The sequence below is a fragment of the Micromonospora sp. NPDC048887 genome, from assembly GCF_040649715.1.
Taxonomy (GTDB): domain Bacteria; phylum Actinomycetota; class Actinomycetes; order Mycobacteriales; family Micromonosporaceae; genus Micromonospora.
The window spans coordinates 236219-257712 of record NZ_JBEZGA010000006.1; the positions used below are offsets into that span (position 1 = coordinate 236219).

At 74.2% G+C, this 21494-nt stretch carries 20 protein-coding genes; 11 read left to right on the top strand and 9 right to left on the bottom strand.

The window, feature by feature from the left end; genetic code table 11:
* Positions 1-4 precede the first annotated feature (4 nt).
* Entirely contained in the window at positions 5-2830 is a 2826-nt protein-coding gene (locus AB0C17_RS12940) for a BTAD domain-containing putative transcriptional regulator (RefSeq protein ID WP_357478466.1), read from the bottom strand.
* A 123-nt stretch (positions 2831-2953) separates the two neighbouring features.
* The gene (locus tag AB0C17_RS12945; RefSeq protein ID WP_357384137.1) at positions 2954-3574 is read right to left on the bottom strand and encodes a hemolysin; all 621 of its coding nucleotides are present in this window, start codon (positions 3572-3574) and stop codon (positions 2954-2956) included.
* 147 nt (positions 3575-3721) lie between these two features.
* On the opposite strand from AB0C17_RS12945, the gene AB0C17_RS12950 reads away from it, so the two are divergent.
* Entirely contained in the window at positions 3722-4369 is a 648-nt protein-coding gene (locus AB0C17_RS12950; RefSeq protein WP_357384139.1) for a maleylpyruvate isomerase family mycothiol-dependent enzyme, read from the top strand.
* 138 nt (positions 4370-4507) lie between these two features.
* Here AB0C17_RS12950 and map read toward each other — a convergent pair whose 3' ends face one another.
* Positions 4508-5281: a type I methionyl aminopeptidase gene (map, locus tag AB0C17_RS12955; protein WP_357473912.1), complete on the bottom strand. Its 774-nt coding sequence runs from the start codon at positions 5279-5281 to the stop codon at positions 4508-4510.
* Positions 5282-5347: 66 nt separating this feature from the next.
* On the opposite strand from map, the gene AB0C17_RS12960 reads away from it, so the two are divergent.
* From AB0C17_RS12960 to bla, 4 genes are all read left to right on the top strand, one after another.
* The gene (locus AB0C17_RS12960) at positions 5348-5638 is read left to right on the top strand and encodes a helix-turn-helix transcriptional regulator (protein ID WP_357384143.1); all 291 of its coding nucleotides are present in this window, start codon (positions 5348-5350) and stop codon (positions 5636-5638) included.
* 47 nt (positions 5639-5685) lie between these two features.
* The gene (locus AB0C17_RS12965; RefSeq protein ID WP_357384145.1) at positions 5686-6291 is read left to right on the top strand and encodes a DUF6518 family protein; all 606 of its coding nucleotides are present in this window, start codon (positions 5686-5688) and stop codon (positions 6289-6291) included.
* A gap of 15 nt (positions 6292-6306) precedes the next feature.
* Positions 6307-6864 (top strand): dihydrofolate reductase family protein, encoded by a 558-nt coding sequence (locus AB0C17_RS12970; protein WP_357384147.1) that lies wholly within the window; start codon positions 6307-6309, stop codon positions 6862-6864.
* 76 nt (positions 6865-6940) lie between these two features.
* Positions 6941-7861, top strand: coding sequence for a class A beta-lactamase (bla, locus tag AB0C17_RS12975; RefSeq protein ID WP_357473909.1), 921 nt, complete (start codon positions 6941-6943; stop codon positions 7859-7861).
* 12 nt (positions 7862-7873) lie between these two features.
* Here bla and AB0C17_RS12980 read toward each other — a convergent pair whose 3' ends face one another.
* Positions 7874-9352 carry a glutamate--cysteine ligase gene (locus AB0C17_RS12980; protein WP_357384151.1) on the bottom strand — a complete coding sequence of 493 codons (1479 nt, stop codon included), beginning with the start codon at positions 9350-9352 and terminating at the stop codon, positions 7874-7876.
* Between the two features lie 185 nt (positions 9353-9537).
* Between AB0C17_RS12980 and AB0C17_RS12985 the strand changes: the two genes are divergently transcribed.
* Complete coding sequence (locus AB0C17_RS12985) at positions 9538-9879, top strand: DUF3817 domain-containing protein (RefSeq protein WP_357384153.1); 342 nt, start codon at positions 9538-9540, stop codon at positions 9877-9879.
* Positions 9880-9976: 97 nt separating this feature from the next.
* Here AB0C17_RS12985 and AB0C17_RS12990 read toward each other — a convergent pair whose 3' ends face one another.
* On the bottom strand, positions 9977-10525 hold the full coding sequence (locus AB0C17_RS12990) for a hypothetical protein (RefSeq protein WP_357384287.1): 549 nt from the start codon (positions 10523-10525) through the stop codon (positions 9977-9979).
* Positions 10526-10667: 142 nt separating this feature from the next.
* Here AB0C17_RS12990 and AB0C17_RS12995 point away from each other — a divergent pair, with 142 nt between their 5' ends.
* From AB0C17_RS12995 to AB0C17_RS13005, 3 genes are read left to right on the top strand one after another with little or no spacing between them, the layout of a single operon-like run.
* Positions 10668-11792 carry a Vms1/Ankzf1 family peptidyl-tRNA hydrolase gene (locus tag AB0C17_RS12995; protein ID WP_357478470.1) on the top strand — a complete coding sequence of 375 codons (1125 nt, stop codon included), beginning with the start codon at positions 10668-10670 and terminating at the stop codon, positions 11790-11792.
* Positions 11785-13533: a thiamine pyrophosphate-binding protein gene (locus AB0C17_RS13000; protein ID WP_357478473.1), complete on the top strand. Its 1749-nt coding sequence runs from the start codon at positions 11785-11787 to the stop codon at positions 13531-13533. Before AB0C17_RS12995 ends, AB0C17_RS13000 begins: the two co-directional genes overlap by 8 nt.
* Positions 13534-13584: 51 nt before the next feature.
* Positions 13585-14631: an iron-containing redox enzyme family protein gene (locus AB0C17_RS13005; protein ID WP_357384159.1), complete on the top strand. Its 1047-nt coding sequence runs from the start codon at positions 13585-13587 to the stop codon at positions 14629-14631.
* Positions 14632-14715: 84 nt separating this feature from the next.
* Here the strand turns inward: AB0C17_RS13005 and AB0C17_RS13010 are convergent, their stop codons facing one another.
* Positions 14716-14940, bottom strand: a complete 225-nt coding sequence (locus AB0C17_RS13010; RefSeq protein ID WP_357473894.1) for a CDGSH iron-sulfur domain-containing protein — start codon at positions 14938-14940, stop codon at positions 14716-14718.
* 188 nt (positions 14941-15128) lie between these two features.
* Between AB0C17_RS13010 and AB0C17_RS13015 the strand changes: the two genes are divergently transcribed.
* Both AB0C17_RS13015 and AB0C17_RS13020 read left to right on the top strand, forming a co-directional pair.
* Positions 15129-16538 (top strand): hypothetical protein, encoded by a 1410-nt coding sequence (locus tag AB0C17_RS13015; protein ID WP_357478476.1) that lies wholly within the window; start codon positions 15129-15131, stop codon positions 16536-16538.
* 244 nt (positions 16539-16782) lie between these two features.
* On the top strand, positions 16783-17916 hold the full coding sequence (locus tag AB0C17_RS13020; protein ID WP_357384165.1) for a SigB/SigF/SigG family RNA polymerase sigma factor: 1134 nt from the start codon (positions 16783-16785) through the stop codon (positions 17914-17916).
* Between the two features lie 105 nt (positions 17917-18021).
* Here AB0C17_RS13020 and ctaD read toward each other — a convergent pair whose 3' ends face one another.
* From ctaD to AB0C17_RS13035, 3 genes are all read right to left on the bottom strand, one after another.
* The gene (gene ctaD, locus AB0C17_RS13025) at positions 18022-20025 is read right to left on the bottom strand and encodes a cytochrome c oxidase subunit I (RefSeq protein ID WP_357384167.1); all 2004 of its coding nucleotides are present in this window, start codon (positions 20023-20025) and stop codon (positions 18022-18024) included.
* An 88-nt stretch (positions 20026-20113) separates the two neighbouring features.
* The gene (locus tag AB0C17_RS13030; protein WP_357384169.1) at positions 20114-20845 is read right to left on the bottom strand and encodes an ATP-binding protein; all 732 of its coding nucleotides are present in this window, start codon (positions 20843-20845) and stop codon (positions 20114-20116) included.
* A 155-nt stretch (positions 20846-21000) separates the two neighbouring features.
* A complete protein-coding gene (locus AB0C17_RS13035; protein WP_357384289.1) occupies positions 21001-21453 on the bottom strand; it encodes a DUF4383 domain-containing protein in 453 nt (150 codons plus the stop codon).
* Between the last annotated feature and the right edge of the window lie 41 nt (positions 21454-21494).

The following is a 21494-nucleotide window of genomic DNA, read 5'->3' on the forward strand; positions in this document are numbered from 1 at the left end:
CCGCTCACCGGTGAAGTTTGCGCCGTACCGCCTCGGCGTCGGCGTGACCGAGCTCCTCGTACAGCGCGAGTGACCGCCGCCAGGCGTCCCGGGCCGCGTCCGCCCGCCCGGCCGCGGCCCATGTGTCGCCGAGGTGGTCCAGCACGATGCCTTCGGCGTGCCGGTCACCGATCCCGGCGAACAGGGCGAGGGCCTGCTGGTAGCAGTCCACGGCGTGCTCGTACTCGCCCAGGTGGTGGTGGGCGAAGCCGATGCTGTCCCACGTGTTCGCCTGCCCGTACGCGCTCCCTGCCTGCTCGGACAGGGCGAGCGCGCGGCGGCAGAAGGTGATCGCGTCGTGGTGCTCGCCGAGCTGCGAGTGGTACCAGCCGATCGCGTTGAGCGCGACCGCCTGCTTGAGCGGGCTGCCGACCCGTTCGTAGAGGGCGAGACTTCGCCGCGCGTGCGGCAGGGCCTCCCGGGGCTGCCGCTGCCGGTCGTGCAGCATGCTGAGGTCGAAGTGGGTGTGCGCCCGCCCCTCGTCGTCGCCCAGCGCGGCGAACAGATCCAGCGCGGCGAGCAGGTTGCGCTGCGCCTCGGCGTACCGGCCGAGGTTGGAGCAGGCCCCGGCCAGGAGCCGGAGCGCCTGGGCCTGGGCCGGGCGGTCGCCGGACCGCCGGGTCGACTCGACCGCCCGGCGGGCCACCGCGGCCCAGTCGTGCCAGTGGCCCTGCCTGTCGAAGTAGGTCGCCAGGGTCCACGAGAGCTGACCGGTGGCGACGTCGAGGCCGGCGCCGGCGGCGTACTCGATGGTCGCGAGGAGCACCTGATGTTCGCCGGTGAACCAGGCCAGCGCCGCCGCCAGGTCGTCGAGCCGTTCGGCGGTCACCCCCGGCGCGGCGGGGGCCAGGGTCAGCGGATCGCGCTGCGGGGACAGCAACAGCGCGGCCGCGTGCGCGGTGTGCAGGTGGTGGTCGACCAGCCGGCGCAACGCGGACCGGGAACCGGCCGGGTCGCCTCTCGCCCGCTCGACCGCGAAGCTCCGGACCAGGTCGTGCATGCGGTACCGGCCGGCGACGTGTTCCTGCACCAGGTGCGCGTCGAGCAGTTCGCGCAGCGGCCGGCGCAGCTCGTCGGGCGTACGGGCGGTCAGGCTGGCCGCCGCGGCCCGGCCGATGTCCGGGCCCGGGGCGAGGCCGAGCAGCGCGAACACCTCGGCCGCAGCCGGGGTGAGCGCCGCCAGCGATCGGGACAGCACCACCCGCAGGTTCGTCGTCACCTCGTCGCCGGCCAGCACGTCCAGCGGGCTGACCGCTGTGGTCAGCTCGGCCGCGACGGACGACAGGGCCAGTTCGGGGTTGAGTGCGGCGCGGGCCGCCACGATCCCGAGCGCCAGGGGCAGACCCCCGCAGAACCGCAGGATGTCCGCGACGGCGTCCGGCTGTCCCGCCACCCGCGTGGCGCCCACCTGCCGGACGATCAGCTCGCGGGCCTCGTCGTCGGGCAGCACGTCCAGCGGCAGCGGTCGCGCGCCGTGGGTGGTGACGAGACCGGCCAGCTGCCGTCGGCTGGTCACCAGGACCGCGCTCGTGGGGGTGCCGGGCAGCAGCGGGATCACCGTGGCGGCGTCGCGGGCGTCGTCGAGGACCACCAGCAGCCGGCGGCCGGCGACGAGCGTGCGGTACAGCGACGCCTGGGCCTCCGGATCGGCCGGGACACGCGCCGGCTCGACGCCGAGCGCCTCGAGGAAGCCGCGCACCGCGACCGGCCACCCCACCGGGTCCGAGGTCGGGTCGAAGCCGCGCAGGTTGACGTAGAGCTGCCCGTCGGGGAAGCGATCGGCGTTGGCGTGCGCCCACCGCAGGGCGAGCCAGGTCTTGCCGACACCACCGCCGCCACCGATGGACGAGATCACCACCGGGGACCCGGCGCCGTCCGGGCGTCCCGCGTCGCCGAGTTGTTCGTCGAGGCGTGCGAGCTGGGCGGTCCGGCCGGCGAAGACGCCTGGTGACGCGGGTAGCTGCCGGGGCACGGTGCCCCCACCCCGTGCCGTGCCGGTCGGGCCGGTGGCCGTCGCGCTCGGTTCTTCGCCGCCCGCCGGCTCCGGCGGTGCGACCGCCGTGTCGGCGGTGAGGATCTGCTGGTAGAGCTGTGCCAGCGGCGGGCTGGGGTCGGCGCCGATCTCGGCGGCCAGCCGGCGGCGCAGCCGGTGGAAGTGTTCGAGGGCGTCCGCCTGCCGCCCGCACCGGTACAACGCGAGCATCGCCTGCGCCGCGAGGCGCTCGTCCCACGGGTGCCGGCCGCTCAGATCCAGCAGGTCGGGGAGAAGGCGGGCGTGCGCGCCCCGGCGCAGCGCGATGTCGTTGCGGTCCAGCGCGGCCGCGAGCCGCTGCCGGTCGAGGGTCTGCCGGTAGGCCGTCAGCCACGGCGTGGTCAGCCCGTCGAACGCGTCGCCGCGCCAGAGCCCCAGCGCCCGCTCCAGGCAGCCGATCGCCGTCGCGTCGTCCGCGGCGCGCCGGGCCCGCTCGGTCAGCGCGCGGAAGCGGTGCAGATCGACGCGGTCCGGATCGACGGCGAGCAGGTAGCCGGGATGGCGCCGGACGATACGGACCTCGTCGGCGCCGGCCAGCGCCTGCCGCAGCCGGGACAGGTAACCACGCAGCGTGGCGGCGGCCCCGTCCGGCACCTCGTCGCCCCAGACCCGGTTGATGAGCTGTCCGGTCGGGACGACACGGTTGGGCTCGACCAGAAGAGCGGCGAGGACGCACTGCTGACGGGCGTGACCGATCCGGACCGTCCGGCCGTCGACCCGGACGTCCAGGTCGCCGAGCACCCGGAACTCCACCGCCACGGGCTGTCACGGTAGCCGCGTGCGGTCATGGTCGGACCGGGCTTGACGACGATCCGACAGGCGGGGGCGCGACGGTGCGCGGGGCCCGTTCTCCGAGCCCCGCGCACCGCCGTGCCGACGGGATCACGGGCAGTTGACCACGATTTCCACACTGGGCCGGCAGTCGTCGAACACCACGTCCGGGCCGCCGTCACCGTCGTCCACGCCGGGACCGCCGACCAGGGTGTCCCCGCCCTTGTCGCCGAAGAGGTGGTCGTCGTTGCTGCCGCCGTCCACGCGGTCGTTGCCGTCCAGGGCGCTGGGCCCGATGAACCGGTCCCCGTGGATGGTGTCGGCGCCGCCGTCGCCGTGGAGGTTGTCGTCACCCAGGTCGCCCCAGATGTCGTCGCCGTTCAGCCCGCCGTAGACGATGTCGTCGCCGGTGTTGGCCTTTATGTCGTCGTTGCCGGCGAGGCCGCAGATGATGTCGTCGTAGACGCTTCCGACGATGACGTCGCGAAGGGTCGTGCCGATGATGAACTCCGGGCCGTTGGTGTTGGGGCTGACGTAGCGCCCTCCGGCGACGACGTACACCGTGGTGTACCCGGCCGGCACGGGCGCCCCGGAGTACGGGCCGCAGTCGGCGGGGACCACATAGGCCGCCGACGCCGGGGTGGCGCCGCCGGCCAGGCCCGCGGCGGCCAGGCCGAGCGCCCCGATCACCGAAGCGACGGTACGCGGGGTGAAGAGGTGATTGTGTGACATGACGCTTCTCCTTGCGGTTGTTGTGTACGAGAAGCGTCACCGGCGAGCGTTCAGCGGACGTGCAGCAAACGTGCAACCGGGGCGGGGAGCGGTGAGTTCGTCCGGGGGGCGTGGTTCCATCTCTGACGACCCGACCCTGGAGGCTTCATGTCCGACACGCTGACCCGCCGTGAGCTGTGGGCGCTCGCGCACGCCGAGCGCGCCGCACTCGCCGACGACCTCGCCGGACTCGACGCGGCTCAGTGGGCGCGGCGCTCGCTGTGCGGCCGGTGGACGGTGCAGGAGGTGGTCGCGCACCTGACCGCGGCGGCGAGCGTCGGCCGCGCCCGCTGGGTCGCCAGCGTGGTCGGCGCCCGGTTCGACTTCGACCTGCACAACGACCGCCGGCTGGCCGAGCACCGGGGCGCCGGCCCGGGGGAGACGCTCGACCGGTTCCGCCGGATCATCGGCAGCACCACGTCGACGTTCGGCCCGACCGAGGCGTGGCTCGGTGAGGTGGTCGTGCACGCCCAGGACATCCGGCGTCCGCTCGGCCTGGCAGGGACGCCCTCGGTCGAGGCGGTCACGCCGGTCGCCCGGTTCTACGCCGGGCGGGACTTCACAGTGAACGGTCGCAGCGCCATCGACGGCCTGCGGGTGGAGGCGACCGACGGGCCGTTCACCGCCGGCACCGGTCCGTTGGTCAGCGGCACCACCCTCGCGCTGACGATGGCGATGGCCGGGCGGGCCGCCTATTGCGACGACCTCACCGGGCCGGGCGTGCAGACGCTGCGGGAACGCTGCACGCCTGCCTGACGACGGCCGGCGGCGTCGGGAACGCGGGAGAGCCGCCGGTCGGGTGCTTGCGGCGGGTCCGGTCGGCGCGGCGGATCCCGATCACCGCGGGCGAGACCGATCGGCGCGGGCAGGGTGCCAGGGCGTCGGCGGCCCGGGTCACGACCTCGGCAGTGTCAGGATCTCCGCGCCGTCGTCGGTGATGGCGATGGTGTGCTCGCTGTGCGCGGTGCGGCAGCCGGTCGCGCTGCGCAGCGTCCACCCGTCGGCGTCGGTGACCAGCGTGGCGGTGTCCGCCATCACCCACGGTTCCAGCGCCAGCAGCAGCCCGGGGCGCAGCGGGTAGCCGCGCCCGGGCCGGCCGGTGTTCGACACGTGCGGGTCCTGGTGCATGGTCGAGCCGACACCGTGACCGCCGAACTCGGTGTTGACCGAGTAGCCGGCTTCGGTGAGGACCGAGCCGATGGCGTACGAGAGGTCGCCGACGCGCGCGCCGGGACGGGCCGCGGCGATCCCGGCGCGCAGCGCCCGCTCGGTGGCGTCGATCAGCGCGACGCTCTCCGCGGGCCGGGCCTCGCCGACGAGGAAGCTGATCGCGGAGTCGGCCACCACCCCGCCCAGCGAGACGGCCAGGTCGAGGCTGAGCAGGTCGCCGTCGGCGAGCGCGTAGTCGTGCGGCAGCCCGTGCAGCACCGCGTCGTTCACCGAGGTGCAGATGTAGTGGCCGAACGGTCCGCGCCCGAACGACGGCTCGTAGTCGACGTAGCAGGACTGCGCCCCGGCCTCGGTGATCATGCGCTGTGCCTGCCTGTCGATGTCGAGCAGGTTCGTGCCGACGGTGGTGCGGCTGCGCAGCGTCCGCAGGATGTGGGCGACCAGGGCGCCGGTGTCCCGCGCCCGCCGTACGTCGGTGGGGCTCAGGATCTCGATCATGCGGGCGCCTTCCTCGCGCGACCAATAAGTATCCCGGTCATGTTATCCCGGTATTAGAATCCTGGCATGGTCCGGTTGCCCCTCACCCCCGCCGAGGTCGAGCGCGGGCAGCGTCTGGGCGCGCTCCTGCGCCGTGCCCGTGGGGAGCGCTCGATGCTGCTCACCGCGCTCGACGCCGGCGTGTCGCCGGAGACGCTCCGGAAGATCGAGTCCGGCCGGGTCGCCACGCCCGCGTTCCCCACCATCGCGGCCATCGCCGACGTCCTCGGTCTCTCCCTCGACGAGGTGTGGTCCGAGATCAACCGATCCGACGCCGCGGTGCGTCTCGCGCCGTCCGAGCGGCGGCTGGCCTCGTAGGGCCGCCCCGTCGACGGGGGAGCATACCGAGTATGTATGCTCCCGGCATGCCACCCTCGCGTCGCGCCGTCACCCTCGTCGTCCCCGTCGCCGGATTCCTGCTCGGCTTCCTGGACTTCGTCTGGATCAAGTGGGTGCCGTACCCGTTCGCCGAACTCGGCAACTCCACAGCCACCTGGGCCGTGGCCGCGTTCGCGCTGGGCTGGTGGATCCGGTCGGGCGCGGTACGCGCCGCCGTCGCCGCCAGCATCCTGCTGATCGTCGCGGTGCCCAGCTACTACCTGGCGGCGACGCTGCTCCAGGGCGACGACCTCGCGATGATCTGGGCGCTCACCTCGTTCGTCTGGATGGCTTTCGGCGTGGTGGCGGGCGTGGTGTTCGGTGTCGCCGGGATCTGGGCGCGGACCGACGGGTGGCGGCGCGTCGTGGGGGTCGCGCTGCCGGTGGCCGTGTTCGTCGAGGAGGCGCTGCGGTTCGCGCTGAAGTCCGGGTCCTATCCCGGAGCCTGGTGGAACGTGGCGATCGACCTCGGACTCGCCGCGTTGCTGGTGGTGCTGATCGGCCGGTCCGCCCGGGTGCGGCTGCTGGCCGCCGCCACGGCGCTCCCGCTGGCCGCGCTCGGCGCGCTCACGTTCACCGTCGTCGCCGGCTGACTAGACTCGCAGGCCATGGGATCGCTCGTCTTCAGCCTCAACCTCACACTGGACGGTTGCGTCGACCACCGGGAGGGGGTCGTCGACGACGAGTCGCACGCCTATTTCACCCGCCTCATGGACGAGTGCGGGGCGGTGCTGTGGGGTCGCGTCACCTACGAGTTGATGGAGGCCTACTGGCCGGCCGTCGCCCGCGGCGACCGGGAGGCGGCGCCGGCGATGCGTGAGTGGGCGGCCAAGCTGGAGGCCAAACCCAAAGTCGTGGTGTCGGCGACGCGCACGGACTTCCCGTGGGCCAACAGCCACCACATCGCCGGCGACCTGCGCGAAGGGGTGCGGAAGCTGAAGGACGCGACCCCGGCCGGCGTCCTTCTCGGAAGCGGCGGGCTCGCGGCCGAGCTCGACCGGCTGGACCTGATCGACGAGTACAGGCTGCTCATCCATCCCCGGATCGCCGGTCACGGCCCGACGCTGTACGAGGACGGGCTGCCCGGCACACGCCGGCTCGAACTGCTCTCGGCGCAGCCGTTCCGCAGCGGCGTGGTGGCCATGCACTACCGCCGCGCGTGCTGACCCACCGGAGTCCGTCGCCGTCAGTTCGCCATCGGCCGCGACCGGTGACGACGACGCCCGGCCGGGGGAGAGGCCGATGAGGCGACGGCAGGCGATCGCGGCGGTGCTCACGACGGCTCTGGCGGCCGGCTGCACGACGGACCGGCCCGCCCCCGCGCCCCGGACCACCGCGTCGGCCGCATCGACCACCTCGGCGACGCAGAGCCCCTCGCCGGTGCCCGCGCCGCCGGAACTGGCGGCCCTGGAACGGCGCTCCGGCGCCCGGATCGGCGTCTACGCCGTCGACACCGGCACCGGCCGCACCCTGGCGCACCGCGCCGACGAGCGGTTCGCGTACGCGTCGACCTGCAAGGCGCTCGCGGCGGGTGCGATGCTCGCCGCCACGTCCGACGCCGAGCGGGACCGGGTGGTCCGCTACCGGCGCGCCGACCTGGTGGCGCACTCGCCGGTGACCGAACGGCACGTGGACACCGGGATCACGCTGCGGGACGCCGCCGAGGCGGCGGTGCGGTACAGCGACAACACCGCCGGCAACCTGCTGTTCGACGCGCTCGGCGGTCCGGACGGCTTCGCGCGGGCGCTCCGCGACGTGGGCGACCGGGTCACCCGGCCCGCCCGCACCGAGCCGGAGCTGAACGCGGCCACACCGGGCGACGAGCGCGACACCAGCACGCCCCGCGCGCTGGCCGGTTCGCTGCGCGCGTACACGCTGGGTGACGCCCTGCGGCCCGCGGACCGCGACCTGCTGCTGGGCTGGATGCGGGCCAGCACCACCGGGAGTGGCCTGGTCCGGGCCGGCGTGCCGGACGGCTGGCAGGTGGCGGACAAGTCCGGCACCGGCGGGTACGGCACCCGCAACGACATCGCCGTGATCTGGCCGCCCGGCCGGGCGCCGATCGTGCTGGCCGTCCTGTCGAGCCGGGACGGCCGCGACGCGAAGCCCGACGACGCAGTGGTCGCCGAGGCCGCGAAGGCGGCAGTGACGGCGCTGCGCTGACCTCCCGCCCGGTCAGGGGATCGGCCACTCGTGCACCGGCCGGTTGCTGTGCATCAGGTCGACGTAGTGGCGGACCACCTCGCGCAGGGCCGCCGGCCGGTCCATGTGGTCGGCCGACTCCAGCCGGTGCAGCGTCTCCACCTGCCACGTCGCGCCGTTGCGGCCGGTCAGGCAGCGCTGCTCGACGATGCCGAGCAGCCGGTCCCGTTCCGCCGGGTCCAGGCCCCACCGGTCCAGTCCCAGATGGGCCAGCGGCAGCAGCCGGCGCAGCACCAGCTCGGTCACCGGCAGGTAGCCCAGCCCGGGCCAGAACACCTGCGCGTCGATGCCGTGCCGGGCGCAGGCGTGGAAGTTCTCCTCGGCCGCGCTGAAGGACATCTGCGACCACAGCGGACGGTCGGCCTCGGCGAGCGCCCGTACCAGGCCGAAGTAGAACGCGCCGTTGGCGACCGTGTCCAGCACGGTCGGCCCGGCCGGCAGCACGCGGTTCTCCACCCGCAGGTGCGGCCGGCCCTTGGGCGCGTCGTACACCGGGCGGTTCCACCGGTAGACGGTGCCGTTGTGCAGGCGCAGCTCGGCCAGCTTCGGCACCCCGCCGCTGTGCAGCGTGGCCGCCGGGTCCTCCGGGTCGCAGACCGGCAGCAGCGCCGGGAAGTAGCGCACGTTCTCCTCGAACAGGTCGAACACCGAGGTGATCCAGCGCTCGCCGAACCACACCCGCGGGCGTACGCCCTGGGCCTTGATCTCCTCCGCCCGGGTGTCGGTGGCCTGCTGGAACAACGGCACCCGGGTCTCGCGCCACAGCTCCCGGCCGAAGAACAGCGGGGAGTTCGCGCCGAGCGCCACCTGGATGCCGGCTATCGCCTGGGCCGAGTTCCAGTAGTCGGCGAACTGCGCCGGGCTGACCTGGAGGTGGAACTGGGTGCTGGTGCACGCCGCCTCCGGCGTGATCGTGTCGGCGGTGGTGGCCAGCCGCTCGACCCCGCTGATCGCGATCGGCAGGTCCTCCCCGCGGGCGGCGAAGATCTGCTCGTTGAGCAGCGCGTACCGGGGGTTCGCCGACAGCGTCTCGGCGGTCAGGTGCTCGGGACGCAACGTCGGCAGGATCCCGATCATCACCATGTGCGCGCCGACCGTGCGGGCCTTGGACTCGGCGGCGTTCAGGCTGGCCCGCACGTGCTCCTCGAACGCGGCGGTGCCGGTGCCGGCCAGCCGTCGCGGCTCGACGTTGATCTCCACGTTGAACTGGCCCAGCTCGGTCTGGAACGCCGGGTCGGCGATCGCCTCCAGCACGTCGGCGTTGCGCATGGCCGGGTCGAAGCCGTCGTCGACCAGATTCAGCTCGATCTCCACGCCGGTCATCGGCCGCTCCACGTCGAACCGGGACTCGCGCAACATCTCGGCGAACACGTCCAGGCACCGCCGGACCTTCTCGCGGTAGCGGGCCCGATCCTCCCGGCTGAAGGTCCGCACGCCGACGTCCTCGCCCATGGTCACCACCCTGTCACAGTTGGTTCTTCCCAACCTCGCACGGAGCGGCGGGTCAGGAAAGGCCCGGGGGCCTTTCTGTACCCCGTGTCGGCCCCGGTGACCCCCGTCGCGGCGGCCCGGGTTGCGTCCGGACGGACCGGTCCGGGCGGCTAGCATGGGCGGCCGACGGCGAAGGGGAGTGGCTGATGCGCGACGGGTGGACCCGGGCGTTCGTGGTGGTGGCGTTCGCCGAGGCGTGCTCCTGGGCGGCGCTGCTGGCCGGCATGGCGGTCAAGTACGGCCCGCCCGGAAACGAGATCGGCGTCAAGATCTTCGGGCCGATCCACGGCGGGCTGTTCGTGCTCTACGGGCTGCTGACGCTCCTGGTGGCCCGCCGGCGCCGCTGGACCCTTGTGCAGACCGGGCTGGCCCTGGCCGCCGCCGTGCCGCCGTTCGCCACAGTGCTGTTCGAGCGCTGGGCGCAGCGCCGGGGTCTGCTCGACACGCCCGCCGCGGCCGAGCGGCCGCTCACTCCCGCCGGTCGCTGAGCGCGGCCGCTCACCCGCGCCGGTCGCTGCGCGCGACAGGCTCCTCGGTGAGGGAGGCGGCGAGCTCCGGGCGGATCACCGTGTGCCGCGACACGCCCTACGTGAGCGCCGAGCAGGCGGCCACGCCGAACAGCAGCACGGCACCCAGCGTCGCCTGCAGCAGCAGCGCCGGCCCCAGGTGCGACCAGAGCGTGGCCGTACGCGGGGTCAGCAGTTGCCCGGTGGTCAGGTTGACGATCCGCTCGATCCGCGGCGGCAGGTCCTCGTCGCGCTGCCCCCGCAGCGTGAGCTGGACGTGGTCGCCCGGGTGCAGCGCGCTCTGCGGCAGGTGGCCGTGCAGCTCGACCTCGACGAGCCGGCCGGTGGTGTCACGCACCCGGACCGGGGTGACCAGGAACTCCGGCCCCTTCTTCAGGTCCTTGAAGCTGCGCCGGGCCCCGCCGCCGCCACTGCTGAGCAACGCGCGCACCACCTTCAGCAGCAGCCCCACCACTCCCGCGGCGGTGAGTACCGCGACCAGCACGGGCTGCCCGACCCGGACCTCCCGGGCATAGCCCTCCAGCAACCGGACCAGACGCCCGGTGACGACGCGTTCCGTCGGGTGGACGACGCGTCGGTCGTACAGCTCCGTGCCCATGTTCACCACCGAGAGTCCCGTTGCGTGCACAGATGGTATCGATCCTTCGGGTTGAACGACGTGAATGAACAGCGGTCACGCCCGGGCCGCCGGCAGGTGAACTCCGCCGGGGCGCGGGTATGCGTGCGGCCGAGCCGGAAAGGGGTCGAGCATGCAGCTGTCCTTCCTGCGCCCGCTCTACGACCGTCCCGGGCCGTGGTGCTCGGTCTACATGGACGCCTCCCGCGACACCCAGGACGCGCGAGCGCAGGTCGACCTGCGCTGGCGGGCCCTCAAGGGCGACCTGCTGGGGCAGGGCGCCGACCCGGTCACCGTCGAGGCGGTGGAGGAGGTCGTCCGCCGGCACCAGCCGATGCCCGGCGACTACGGCATAGCCGTGTTCGCCAGCCGGGGTCGCGTGGTGCTCACCGAGTACCTGTCCGCGCCACCGCTGCGCGACCTGGCCAGCTGGTCGGCGCTGCCGCACACCATGCCGCTGGTGGCCCAGCGCGGCGAGCAGGTGGCCTGGGTGCGGGTGCTGGCCGACCGTACCGGCGCGGACGCGATGGCGGTCAGCGCCGGCGGGGTGCCCCGGCGGGCCCAGGTGCGGGGCGGGCAGAGCCGCCAGCTGCGCCGGGTGCAGCCGGGCGGCTGGTCGCAGTCCCGCTACCAGCGTGCCGCCATGGAGGCGTGGCACCAGAACGCCGGTGACGCCGCCGCGGCCACCGCCGACCTGGCCGAGCGGGTCGGTGCCGACGTCGTCGTGGTGGCCGGGGACGTCCGGGCCACCGGCATGATCGCCGCCCAGCTGCCCGCGCGATGGCAGGACGTGCTGGTCCGCACCGACGCCGGCGCCCGCGACGGGGGCGCCGACGACACGCTGATGGACGACATCACGGTGCAGACCGTCGCCGAGGTCGCCGACCGGCGGATCGCCGCCGCGCTGGACCGTTTCGGCGTTCAGGAGGACGTCGGCGCCGGCCTGGACGCCGTGGTCTCCGCGCTGCAACGCAACCAGGTCGACACCATGCTCATCGTGGACGACGCGTCGGCCGCCGGCGAGCTGTGGGTGGGCCCCGAGCCCACCGAGATCGCCACCGACCGGGCGCAGCTGGCCGACATGTCGGTGGCCGACCCCCAGCGGGTACGCGCCGACGCGGCGCTGCTGCGCGCGCTGATCGGCACCGACGCGGACCTCACGGTGCTCGCGCCGGAGGAGGCGCCGGAGCTGACCGACGGGGTCGGCGCGGTGCTGCGCTACGTCGACGCGGGCACGCCGGGGCGCGGTAATGGCTGAGCGGATCGTCGCCGACCTGGTGGTCGAACGCCTGCGGGCCTGGCGGGTACCGCGGGTGTTCGGCTGTCCGGGCGCGGCGGTCGCCCCGCTCGTGGGCGCGCTCGACGACGCGGGCGGGGATCCGGTGTTCGTCCCCGCCCGGCACGAGGAGACCGCCTCGTACATGGCCACCGGGCACGCGAAGTTCACCGGCGGCGTCGGGGTCTGCCTGGCCACCCAGGGGCCCAGCGCGGTGCACCTGCTCAACGGCCTCTACGACGCGAAGCTCGACAGCAAGCCGGTGGTCGCGATCGTCGGCGAGGACGTCACCGGTCCGCTCGGCGGCGCGCACGAGGAGATCGGGCTGAGCCGGCTCTTCGGTGACGTGTGCAACCAGTTCGTCCGCTACGGCCGCCGGCCCGAACAGGTGCCGGCGCTGCTGGACCAGGCGTTCCGTACCGCAGTGGCGACCCGCAGCCCGACCTGCGTGGTGCTGCCGCGGGCGTTGCAGGTCACCGCCGTGCCGGACCTGCTGCCGCAGGCCGCCGGGGTGGTCACCGCGACGCCCGGCGAGCCGCTGGCCCGGGTCATGCCGCACGACGCCGACCTGGACGCCGCCGCCTCGCTGCTCGGCAACGGGCAGCGGGTGGCGATGCTGGTCGGGCAGGGCGCGCACGGCGCGGCCGGGGAGATCGTCGCGCTCGCCGATTGGCTCGGCGCGGGCGTGGCCACGTCGCTGCTGGGCAAGCCGGTGCTCGACGAGCGGCTGCCGTTCCACACCGGCGTGCTGGGCGAGGTCGGCACCACCGCCGCCGCGCAGCTCATGGGCGCCTGCGACACACTGCTGATGATCGGCACCAACGATCCGTGGACCGACTGGTTCCCGATGCCCGGCCAGGTACGCACCATCCAGATCGACATCGACGGCCGGCGCATCGGCACCCGCTACCCGGTGGACGTGCCGCTGGTCGGCGACGCCGCCGAGACGCTGCGGGCGCTGCTGGCCCGGGTGCCGGAGCATCCCGGCCGCGAGTGGCGCGGCACGGTGGAGAAGATGGTGGACCGGTGGCGGGGAGCCGCCGCCGAACGCGCCGCCTCGCCCGCCGACCCGGTCGACCCGCGGCTCGTGCTCCGCGAGCTGTCCGCCCGGCTGCCCCGGCGCGCCGGTGTCGCGGTCGACGTCGGCTCGGTCGTCTACTGGTACGCCCGGCACCTGGAACTGCCACCGGGGGTGCAGGCCCGGCTGTGCGGCACGCTCGGCTCGATGGGCTGCGCGCTGCCGTACGCGGTAGCGGCCAAGCTGGCCCGCCCGGACGAGCCGGTGTTCGCCCTGCTCGGCGACGGCGCGATGCAGCTCAACGGCCTGGCCGAGCTGATCACGGTGGCGCACCACTGGCCGCAGTGGCGCGACCCCCGGCTGATCGTGCTGGTGCTGAACAACAGGGACCGGTCCGGCGTCGGTGGCGGCCGGTCAACGGGAGAGCGGCGACCCGAGGTGCCGTACGCCGGGTGGGCCCGCCTGCTCGGGCTGCACGGCGTACGGGTGGACCGGCCCGACCTGGTCGGCGCCGCCTGGGACGAGGTGCTGGCGGCCGACCGGCCCGCCGTCCTGGAGGCGGTGGTGGATCCGGCCGTGCCGCTGGACGCGCCCGAACCGGCGCTGGCCGACCTGCGCGGCCTGGTGGCCGACGGGGACGCCGCCCGCCGGGTACGGGAGCGGGTGATCCAGACCGAGGCCATCGCGGCCGACGAAGTCGTTTAGCGGCATCCGGGCGGGGCACTGCGACCGGGCGCAACCGTCCCGGGAGGTCACATGTCAGTCGCCGCCGTCAGCCGATACGGCCCCGCGCCGCTGCCCGCGGCGCGCGGGCCGGTCTCCGCCGCGCTGCTGACCGCGCTGCGCGGGGCGCCGGGGGAGCTGCCGGCCGGGCTGGGTGCCGGGTTCGAGGCGGTGGCCGCGCCGCTGACCGACGAGGATCTCCAGCTCACCCTGTTCCTCTGCTACGAACTGCACTACCGGGGCCTCTGCGGCGTCGACGAGGAGTGGGAGTGGGAGCCGTCGCTGCTGGCGCTGCGCGCCCGCGCCGAGCGGCCGTTCGAGGCGGCGCTTCGCGAGCTGGCCGGCCCGCTGCCCGCGGTGCTGCCGGCCGCCGTGCCCGGCGCGCTGGCCGGCCTGGTGGCCGCCGACGACGGGCCTCCGCTGGCCGCGACGCTGCAACGGCGGGCCGACCTCGGCCGGTTCCGCGAGTTCGTCGTCCACCGCTCGATCTACCACCTGCGCGAGGCCGACCCGCACAGCTGGGCGCTGCCCCGGCTCGGCGGGCCGGCGAAGGCGGCGCTGGTGGAGATCCAGACCGACGAGTACGGCAACGGCCGGCTGGACCTGATGCACGCCGAGCTGTTCCGCACCACGATGGACCGGCTCGGCCTGGACACCGGCTACGCCGCCCACCTGGACCGGGTACCGGCGGTGACACTGGCGACGAACAACATGATGTCGTTGTTCGGCCTGCACCGGCGGCTGCGCGGGGCGCTGCTCGGGCACCTGGCCGCGTACGAGATGACCTCGTCGTTGCCGAACCGCCGGTACGGCAACGGACTGCGCCGGCTCGGCTTCGACGCGGTCGCCACGCGCTTCTACGACGAGCACGTCGAGGCCGACGCCGTGCACGAGCAGATCGCCGCGTACGACATGTGCGGCGGGCTGGTCCGGGCCGAGCCGGCGCTCGCGTCCGACGTGCTGTTCGGCGCCGCCGCCGCGCTGGCGCTGGACGGCCTGTTCGCGGCACACCTGCTGACCGCCTGGTCGGCCGGCGGGTCGTCCCTGCGCCCGCCCCAGCGCACTCTGGCCGCCGCCTGACGCGATCTTGCACTTCGGGCCCTCTGAGTGCCCGGTTCGGGAGGTTTGCCGGGGCCCGAAGCGCAAGATCGGCGAGGGTGGGGGTCAGGGCTCGCGGTCGCTGCCCGCCCGGAAACCGGTCACCTTGTGCGTGCCGTCGCAGAACGGCTTGATCGCGCTCTTACCGCATCGGCACAGCGCCACGGTGCCCCGGCGCGTCTCGATCGGCGTGCCCTCGGGCGTGACCAGCGCGAAGTCGCCGCGTACCAGCAGCGGTCCGTCCCGGTACGGGGTGATGGTCGCCGCCGGGGTGCTCTCGTCGTCGGGCATGCGCGGTGCAGTGCCCGTCCCCGTCCGGCCCAAACCCGCACCCGAGCGCCGTTGCGCCCGCGACGGCGGGCACGCGGCGCGACGGCGTACCTGGGTGTGGCGGGCGCTGCCGTTACCGGGCGGGCCTTGGTCCTGACCCGTGGGGAGATGCCCCGTTTAGACCCCAGAGGGACGGGAAGCCGGGCCGCGTGGTGAGCGAACGAGTCGAACGGGTCAGCGGCGCCGGCCTGCCCGCGGAGCGGGTGGTGGCCGCCGGTAGCGCCGCCCGGATCCTGGTCGCCGCGACCGTCCGGGCGCTGCGTGGCGACGACTGCGCCGACCTCGGCCACCCGGGCGCGCTGTCCCGCCTCACCGGCGCGCCCGAGCCGGTACGCCGCGCCGCCGCCGTCCGGTCCGCCGGGCGGGCGGCGCTCACCGCCGGTCAGATCGCCGCTGTGGACGCCGAACGGGTGGCCGGGTGGTTCACCGGTCAGTACCCGGACCGGCGCTGGCCCGGCGTGGTCCTCGGCTCGCCGCACGGCGCCGCCGCCCACCTCGCGGTGGCGCTCGGCGTGCCCTGGCTGCCGGCCGGATTCGAACTGGCCGGGCAGTGGACCAGGGGGGCGGTGGACCGCCCGGACGCCGCGCTCGTGCACGGGGCCACGCTCGCCGCCCGGCTGCTCGACGGCAACCCGCGCGTGCACGTCCGCCAGGTGCACTGCCCGGCCAGCCGGGGCGCGGCGGCCGGCGCGGCGGTCACGTTCGCGGTGCGCTGGCGCACGCTGCCGAAGGCGTACGCGCGCTTCCTGGCCGACCGGCTGGAACCGGCCGCTCCGGTGCTGCTGCTGCACGACGCCCGGACCTGGCCGGTCCGTGACGGCGGCGACGGGCACAGCTTCCAGTCCGGCTGCCCGGCCGGCGGCCTGGACCCGGTCGACTTCCACCCGGACGCCCACGCCCTCGGCGCGGTGCTGCGCGCGGCCGGCGGGGATGAGACGCGCTGGACCGCGCCGGAGGTCACGGTGGCGGGCGCGTTCGCCGAACACGGCGTGGAGCCCGGTTTCGAGCACGACGCCCGCTCCTTCGGCGACCGGCACGGGCATCCGCTGCACCGGGTGGTCGTGCCCCAGCCCGACGCGCTCAGCGCGGTGACCGCCGACCTGTACCGGCGCTGGCTGCGCCGGGCCGGCAAGACCGGGGACCGGCTGGTGGTGGAGTGCGGCCGGCTGCTCGACCCGGGGCAGGTGCTGCGGGCCGGGCTGGTGCCCTACTGGTGCGAGAACGCCACCGCGCGCCGGGTCGCCGGCGTCGAGTGGTGGCTGGCCGGCAGCGAGCCGTTCAGCTCGGTGGACGTGCTGCCCGAGCCGCCCGGTCTGCGCTCGCCCGCGTACGCGGGACTGCCCCAGTGGCTGGCCGTGGCCGGCTTCGGGCGGCGCCGGCGGGCAGTGGACCGGGGTGCCGCCCGGGGCTACCCGGTCGCCTCGGTACCCACCCGACGTGCCACGGAGGTGTTGCGCAACCAGCCCTGCGACCTGCCCGTCCCGCCGCCGCTGCGGATGGCCGAGGCGCTCACCGCGCTGCGTGACGCGGGCGCCCACCAGGGCCTGCTGGTCTGCTGACCGCCGCCGGGCACGGCTGCCCGGCCAACCTGGCGAAACATCCTCGCGATCCTGCGGTCCGTGATTGAGTACCTACGGAGCGGGAAGACCGCTCGCCGCGAAACGGCCCACGACGCCGTGCGGCGGGTAGCCCCCGCTCTCGACGTAATCCGTCACGTAACCCAACTTCCTCACCCGGAGCGTGGTCCGACCACGCGCACGACCGGTTCCGACCGGGCGGGGGCTCTTTGGCGAGGGGGCGCGGATGTTCGGACAGACCACCACACCCACACCACCGACCACCGACCGGGGTCTGGAGGACCTGGACGCCGCGGCGCTCGCGTACGCGGCCCGGATCGAAGGGCTGCCACCGGAGCGGCGGCAGGAGGCGCGGGACGACCTGGTCCGGTTCGCGTTGCCGTTCGCCGGCCGGCTCGCCCGCCGCTACCGGGGACGCGGCGAGCCGCTGGAGGACCTGGAGCAGGTGGCGCGTCTCGGCCTCGTCAACGCCGTCGACAGGTACGACCCGGAACGCGGCTCGTTCACCGCGTACGCGGCCATCACGATCGTCGGCGAGATCAAACGGCACTTCCGCGACCGCACCTGGGGCGTGCACGTGCCGCGCCGGCTGCGGGACCTGATCCTCGAGGTGGGACAGGCGACGGCGACGCTGACCAGCGAGCTTTCCCGCGCTCCCACGGTGGCCGAGCTGTCCGCCCGGCTGGAGACGCCGGAGGAGGAGATCCTGGCCGCGCTGGAGTCGGCCGCCGGCTACAGCCCGGCGTCGCTGAACGCGCCGGTGGGCGGGGAGAGCTCGGCCGAGTTCGGCGACCTGGTCGGCGAGTCCGACCACGCGCTGGAGTCGGTGGACGACCGGGTCACCGTCAGCGGCCTGCTGCACCGGCTGCCCTGGCGGGAGCGCCGCATCCTGGCGATGCGCTTCTACGGCAACCAGACCCAGGCGGAGATCGCCGCCCGGTTCGGCATCTCGCAGATGCACGTGTCCCGGCTGCTGTCGCGGGCGCTGACCTGGCTGCGCCAGGCGATGCTCGCCGACGCGCCGCCGCCCTGGCAGAACGGCACGGCCGAGGCCGAACCGGCGAAGGCCCGGATCTCGGTGAGGCAGAACGGCGACCGGGTGGTCGTCGAGGTCGGCGGCGAGGTGGACCGGGCCGGCGCGGACCAGTTGCGCCGGGCCGTGCTCCAGGCGGTCACCGGGCAGCCGCGCGAGGTGGTGGTCGACCTGGTCGGGGCCGGTGGCTTCGACGCCGGTGGAATCGCCGCGCTGATGGCCGGCCGGGACGCCGCCGCGCGTACCGGTGTGCCGCTGCGGCTGACCCGGGTGCAGCCGGCGGTGCGCCGCTCCCTGGTCGCGGCCGGACTGCCGCCCGCCGACTGACCCGCCGCACGCACGTACCGCGCCGGCTTCCCGCCTTGGGGAGCCGGCGCGAGGCGTACGACCAGAGGGCCGGCGCCGTGCGGCGCCGGCCCTCTGGCGGTGTCCTCAGTTGTCCGGCGTGTCCCCGTGCCCGCGCGGGTGCCGCCACCTGTCGTCCGGCTGGTCGCCGCGTTCGGCGTTGAGCGCGCTGCCCTCCGGTTCGTCGGTCTCCTCGAAGCTGGGCCGGCGCACCTCCTCCGGCTCCGGCACCTCCACCGGCCGGGCCCCGGACTGCGGCGCCGGCTGGTAGTCCACCGCCTCGGGCGCCCCGTACGCGCCGCCGAGCGACGGCGCCTGCGGCACGTCCCGCTCGTGGTGCAGCTCCTCGCGGAACGTCTGCGGCGGCTTGGTGGTGCGCTGCGGCAGGTCCCGGCCCAGGTCGGAGACGAGCGGGCCGTACTTGAGGTCGAACGCCGGCCGCTCGGAGCGGATGCGCGGCATCCGGTCGAAGTTGCGCAACGGCGGCGGGCAGCTGGTGGCCCACTCCAGCGAGTTGCCGAAGCCCCACGGGTCGTCAACGGTGACCACCGCGCCGTACCGCCACGACTTCCAGATGTTCCAGATCACGAACAGGGTGGACGCGCCGAGGACGAACGAGCCGATGCTGGAGATCGTGTTCAGCGTGGTGAAGCCGTCGCCGGGCAGGTAGTCGGCGTAGCGGCGGGGCATGCCCTCGTTGCCCAGCCAGTGCTGCACCAGGAAGGTGGCGTGGAAGCCGATGAACATGGTCCAGAAGTGCATCTTGCCCAGCCGCTCGTCGAGCAGCCGCCCGGTCATCTTCGGGAACCAGAAATAGAGGCCACCGAACGCGGCGAAGACGATGGTCCCGAACATCACGTAGTGGAAGTGCGCCACCACGAAGTAGCTGTCGGTGACCTGCCAGTCCACCGGCGGGCTGGCCAGCAGCACCCCGGTCAGGCCGCCGAGCAGGAACGTCACCAGGAAGCCGACGGCGAACAGCATCGGTGTCTCGAAGGTGATCTGGCCCTTCCACATGGTGCCGATCCAGTTGAAGAACTTCACCCCCGTGGGCACCGCGATCAGGAAGCTCAGGATGCTGAAGAACGGCAGCAGCACCTGCCCGGTGGCGAACATGTGGTGCGCCCAGACCGTCATCGACAGCACGGTGATGGCGACGGTCGCCAGCACCAGGCCGGTGTAGCCGAAGATCGGCTTGCGGGAGAACACCGGGATGATCTCGGTGATGATGCCGAAGAACGGCAGCGCGATGATGTAGACCTCGGGGTGGCCGAAGAACCAGAACAGGTGCTGCCAGAGCATCGGCCCGCCGGTCGTCGAGTCGAACACGTGCGAGTGCAGCAGCCGGTCCGAGGCCAGCGCCATCAGCGCGGCGGCCAGCAGCGGGAAGACGAAGATCACCAGGACGCTGGTGAGCAGCGCGTTCCAGGTGAAGATCGGCATCCGGAACATGGTCATGCCGGGGGCGCGCAGCGTCACGATCGTGGTGATCAGGTTGACCGCGCCGAGGATCGTGCCCAGACCGGACACGGCCAGGCCGACCACCCACAGGTTGGCGCCGACGCCGGGGGAGTGCTGCGCGGTGCTCAGCGGCGTGTACGCGGTCCAGCCGAAGTCCGCCGCGCCGGCCGGGGTGGCGAACCCGCCCACGACCATCAGCGCGCCGAGGAAGTAGAGCCAGTACGCGAACGCGTTCAGCCGGGGGAACGCCACGTCGGCGGCGCCGATCTGCAGCGGCACCAGGTAGTTGGCGAACCCGAAGAACAGCGGGGTGGCGAACAGCAGCAGCATCACCGTGCCGTGCATGGTGAACATCTGGTTGTACTGCTCGGGGGAGACGATCTGCATCCCCGGCCGGGCCAGCTCCGCCCGGATGATCAACGCCAGGACGCCGCCGACGATGAAGTAGGCGAACGACGTCATCAGGTAGAGCATGCCGATCTGCTTGGCGTCGGTGGTACGCAGCAGACGCCACAGCGCGTTGCCCTTCACCGCCTCCCGCGTCGGTCCGGGGAACCCCCCGAACCGGGCCGGCGCCAGGATCGCGGGCCCTCGGTCTCGTGCCGGTTCCGTGACTACCCGCTTGGGCATGGCATCTCACCCCGTGGTGACGACAGACAGGACGGGCGGGCGTACCCGGCCCTTTGCCCATGTAACCAGGCGAGAGCGGAGAATTCGGTCAATTAGCCGGGAGCATCGCCCAGACGACCTTGCCGGCACCGACCGGAGTGCTGCCCCAGCGCTGGGTCAGCTCCCGCACCAGCATCAGCCCGCGGCCCCCCTCGGCGCGCGGGTCACGGCTGGTCGCCGCGCGGGCGTCGGCGGGGTTGCCGTCCATCACCGCGACCCGCAGGTACGGCCGGCGCAGCGTCAGCGTCACCTGCATCGGCGTGCCGGCGTGTCGCACCACGTTGCCGACCAGCTCGCTGAGCACCAGCGAGGCCGGACCGGCCAGCTCGGGCACGTTCCACCTGCCGCACGCCTCGGTGACCAGTTCCCGGGCCCGCCGGCAGGCGCCGGTGACCGGCTCCAGCCGGACCCGCAGCCGGGGCGCCGCCGCCGCGCCGGCCAGCGCCGTCGCCTCGGCGCAGTCCCGGCGGACCGGCACGACCCGGCAGGCGGTGGTCTCAGCCAGCCAGGCCGCCGTCTCGGCGCAGGGAGCGGCGAGCACCATCGGCACCGCCGGCCAGTCCGCGGCCCGCCGCGCCGCGGCGGCGAAGACGGACAGCGCCAGCGGTTCGCCGACCTCGATCTCCTCCAGGTCGACCACGAGGGCGTCCGGCTGCGCCGCGAGGCAGCGGTCCAGCACCTCGTGGACCGCGCGCATCGTGGTCAGGTCGAGCGCTCCGGCCAGCCGTACGACAGTGACCGGCGACTCGTCGCGGACCTCGCACCTGATCCGGGTCACCATCGCCGCCTCGTTTCCATCTCGTCGGGGAGGGTCGCCCTCGCCGGGGAGGGCCGCCCGGTCGGGGTCGGTCGCCGCCGTCCCGCAGCCGGAGGACTACCGACGTACCCGGGCCCCGGACCGGCGAAACCGGGCGTCCGGGGCCGCCGGTGGGCAGGTCAGTGACGGTCCCCACGGCGTGCCGCGAACAGCCCCAGCGCCAGCATGGCGGCGCCCAGCAGCAGGTGCAGCCACGAGTCGGCGCGGTTGACCGCGAGCGCGTTCGCCGCGTCGCGGCGGTCGACGGCCAGCCCGTAGAGCCACAGCGCCAGATAGACCGCCCCGGCGCCGACCAGGAACGCGCGGGCCCCGGCCACCGTGCGGGCCAGCACCAGCCCGGCCGCGCCGAGCACCAGGTGCACCAGGTTGTGCACGGCCGAGACCTGGAACACCCCGAACAGCCGGGCGCCGGAACCCGGCCCGGCGAAGCGCAGATCCGCGAAGTCGCCGGTGATGCCCGGCACGAAGCCCAGCGCGCCGAGCAGCAGCAGGAGCACGGCGAACCCGGAGGCGATCCGGCGTACCGGCGCCCGCCCGTCGGCCGGGTTGCGCCGCGCCCGGGAGTGCGCCATCGAGTTCGTCACGCCGGCCTCCTCGCCACCGCGGGATGCGC

Excerpts from the sequence above, each read along its gene's own strand:
- AB0C17_RS12945 (WP_357384137.1), bottom strand. The coding sequence starts at position 3,574 with ATGTCACACAATCACCTCTTCACCCCGCGTACCGTCGCTTCGGTGATC.
- AB0C17_RS12950 (WP_357384139.1), top strand. The coding sequence starts at position 3,722 with ATGTCCGACACGCTGACCCGCCGTGAGCTGTGGGCGCTCGCGCACGCC.
- map (WP_357473912.1), bottom strand. The coding sequence starts at position 5,281 with ATGATCGAGATCCTGAGCCCCACCGACGTACGGCGGGCGCGGGACACC.
- AB0C17_RS12960 (WP_357384143.1), top strand. The coding sequence starts at position 5,348 with ATGGTCCGGTTGCCCCTCACCCCCGCCGAGGTCGAGCGCGGGCAGCGT.
- AB0C17_RS12965 (WP_357384145.1), top strand. The coding sequence starts at position 5,686 with ATGCCACCCTCGCGTCGCGCCGTCACCCTCGTCGTCCCCGTCGCCGGA.
- AB0C17_RS12970 (WP_357384147.1), top strand. The coding sequence starts at position 6,307 with ATGGGATCGCTCGTCTTCAGCCTCAACCTCACACTGGACGGTTGCGTC.
- bla (WP_357473909.1), top strand. The coding sequence starts at position 6,941 with ATGAGGCGACGGCAGGCGATCGCGGCGGTGCTCACGACGGCTCTGGCG.
- AB0C17_RS12980 (WP_357384151.1), bottom strand. The coding sequence starts at position 9,352 with ATGGGCGAGGACGTCGGCGTGCGGACCTTCAGCCGGGAGGATCGGGCC.
- AB0C17_RS12985 (WP_357384153.1), top strand. The coding sequence starts at position 9,538 with ATGCGCGACGGGTGGACCCGGGCGTTCGTGGTGGTGGCGTTCGCCGAG.
- AB0C17_RS12995 (WP_357478470.1), top strand. The coding sequence starts at position 10,668 with ATGCAGCTGTCCTTCCTGCGCCCGCTCTACGACCGTCCCGGGCCGTGG.
- AB0C17_RS13000 (WP_357478473.1), top strand. The coding sequence starts at position 11,785 with ATGGCTGAGCGGATCGTCGCCGACCTGGTGGTCGAACGCCTGCGGGCC.
- AB0C17_RS13005 (WP_357384159.1), top strand. The coding sequence starts at position 13,585 with ATGTCAGTCGCCGCCGTCAGCCGATACGGCCCCGCGCCGCTGCCCGCG.
- AB0C17_RS13010 (WP_357473894.1), bottom strand. The coding sequence starts at position 14,940 with ATGCCCGACGACGAGAGCACCCCGGCGGCGACCATCACCCCGTACCGG.
- AB0C17_RS13020 (WP_357384165.1), top strand. The coding sequence starts at position 16,783 with ATGTTCGGACAGACCACCACACCCACACCACCGACCACCGACCGGGGT.
- ctaD (WP_357384167.1), bottom strand. The coding sequence starts at position 20,025 with ATGCCCAAGCGGGTAGTCACGGAACCGGCACGAGACCGAGGGCCCGCG.
- AB0C17_RS13030 (WP_357384169.1), bottom strand. The coding sequence starts at position 20,845 with ATGGTGACCCGGATCAGGTGCGAGGTCCGCGACGAGTCGCCGGTCACT.
- AB0C17_RS13035 (WP_357384289.1), bottom strand. The coding sequence starts at position 21,453 with ATGGCGCACTCCCGGGCGCGGCGCAACCCGGCCGACGGGCGGGCGCCG.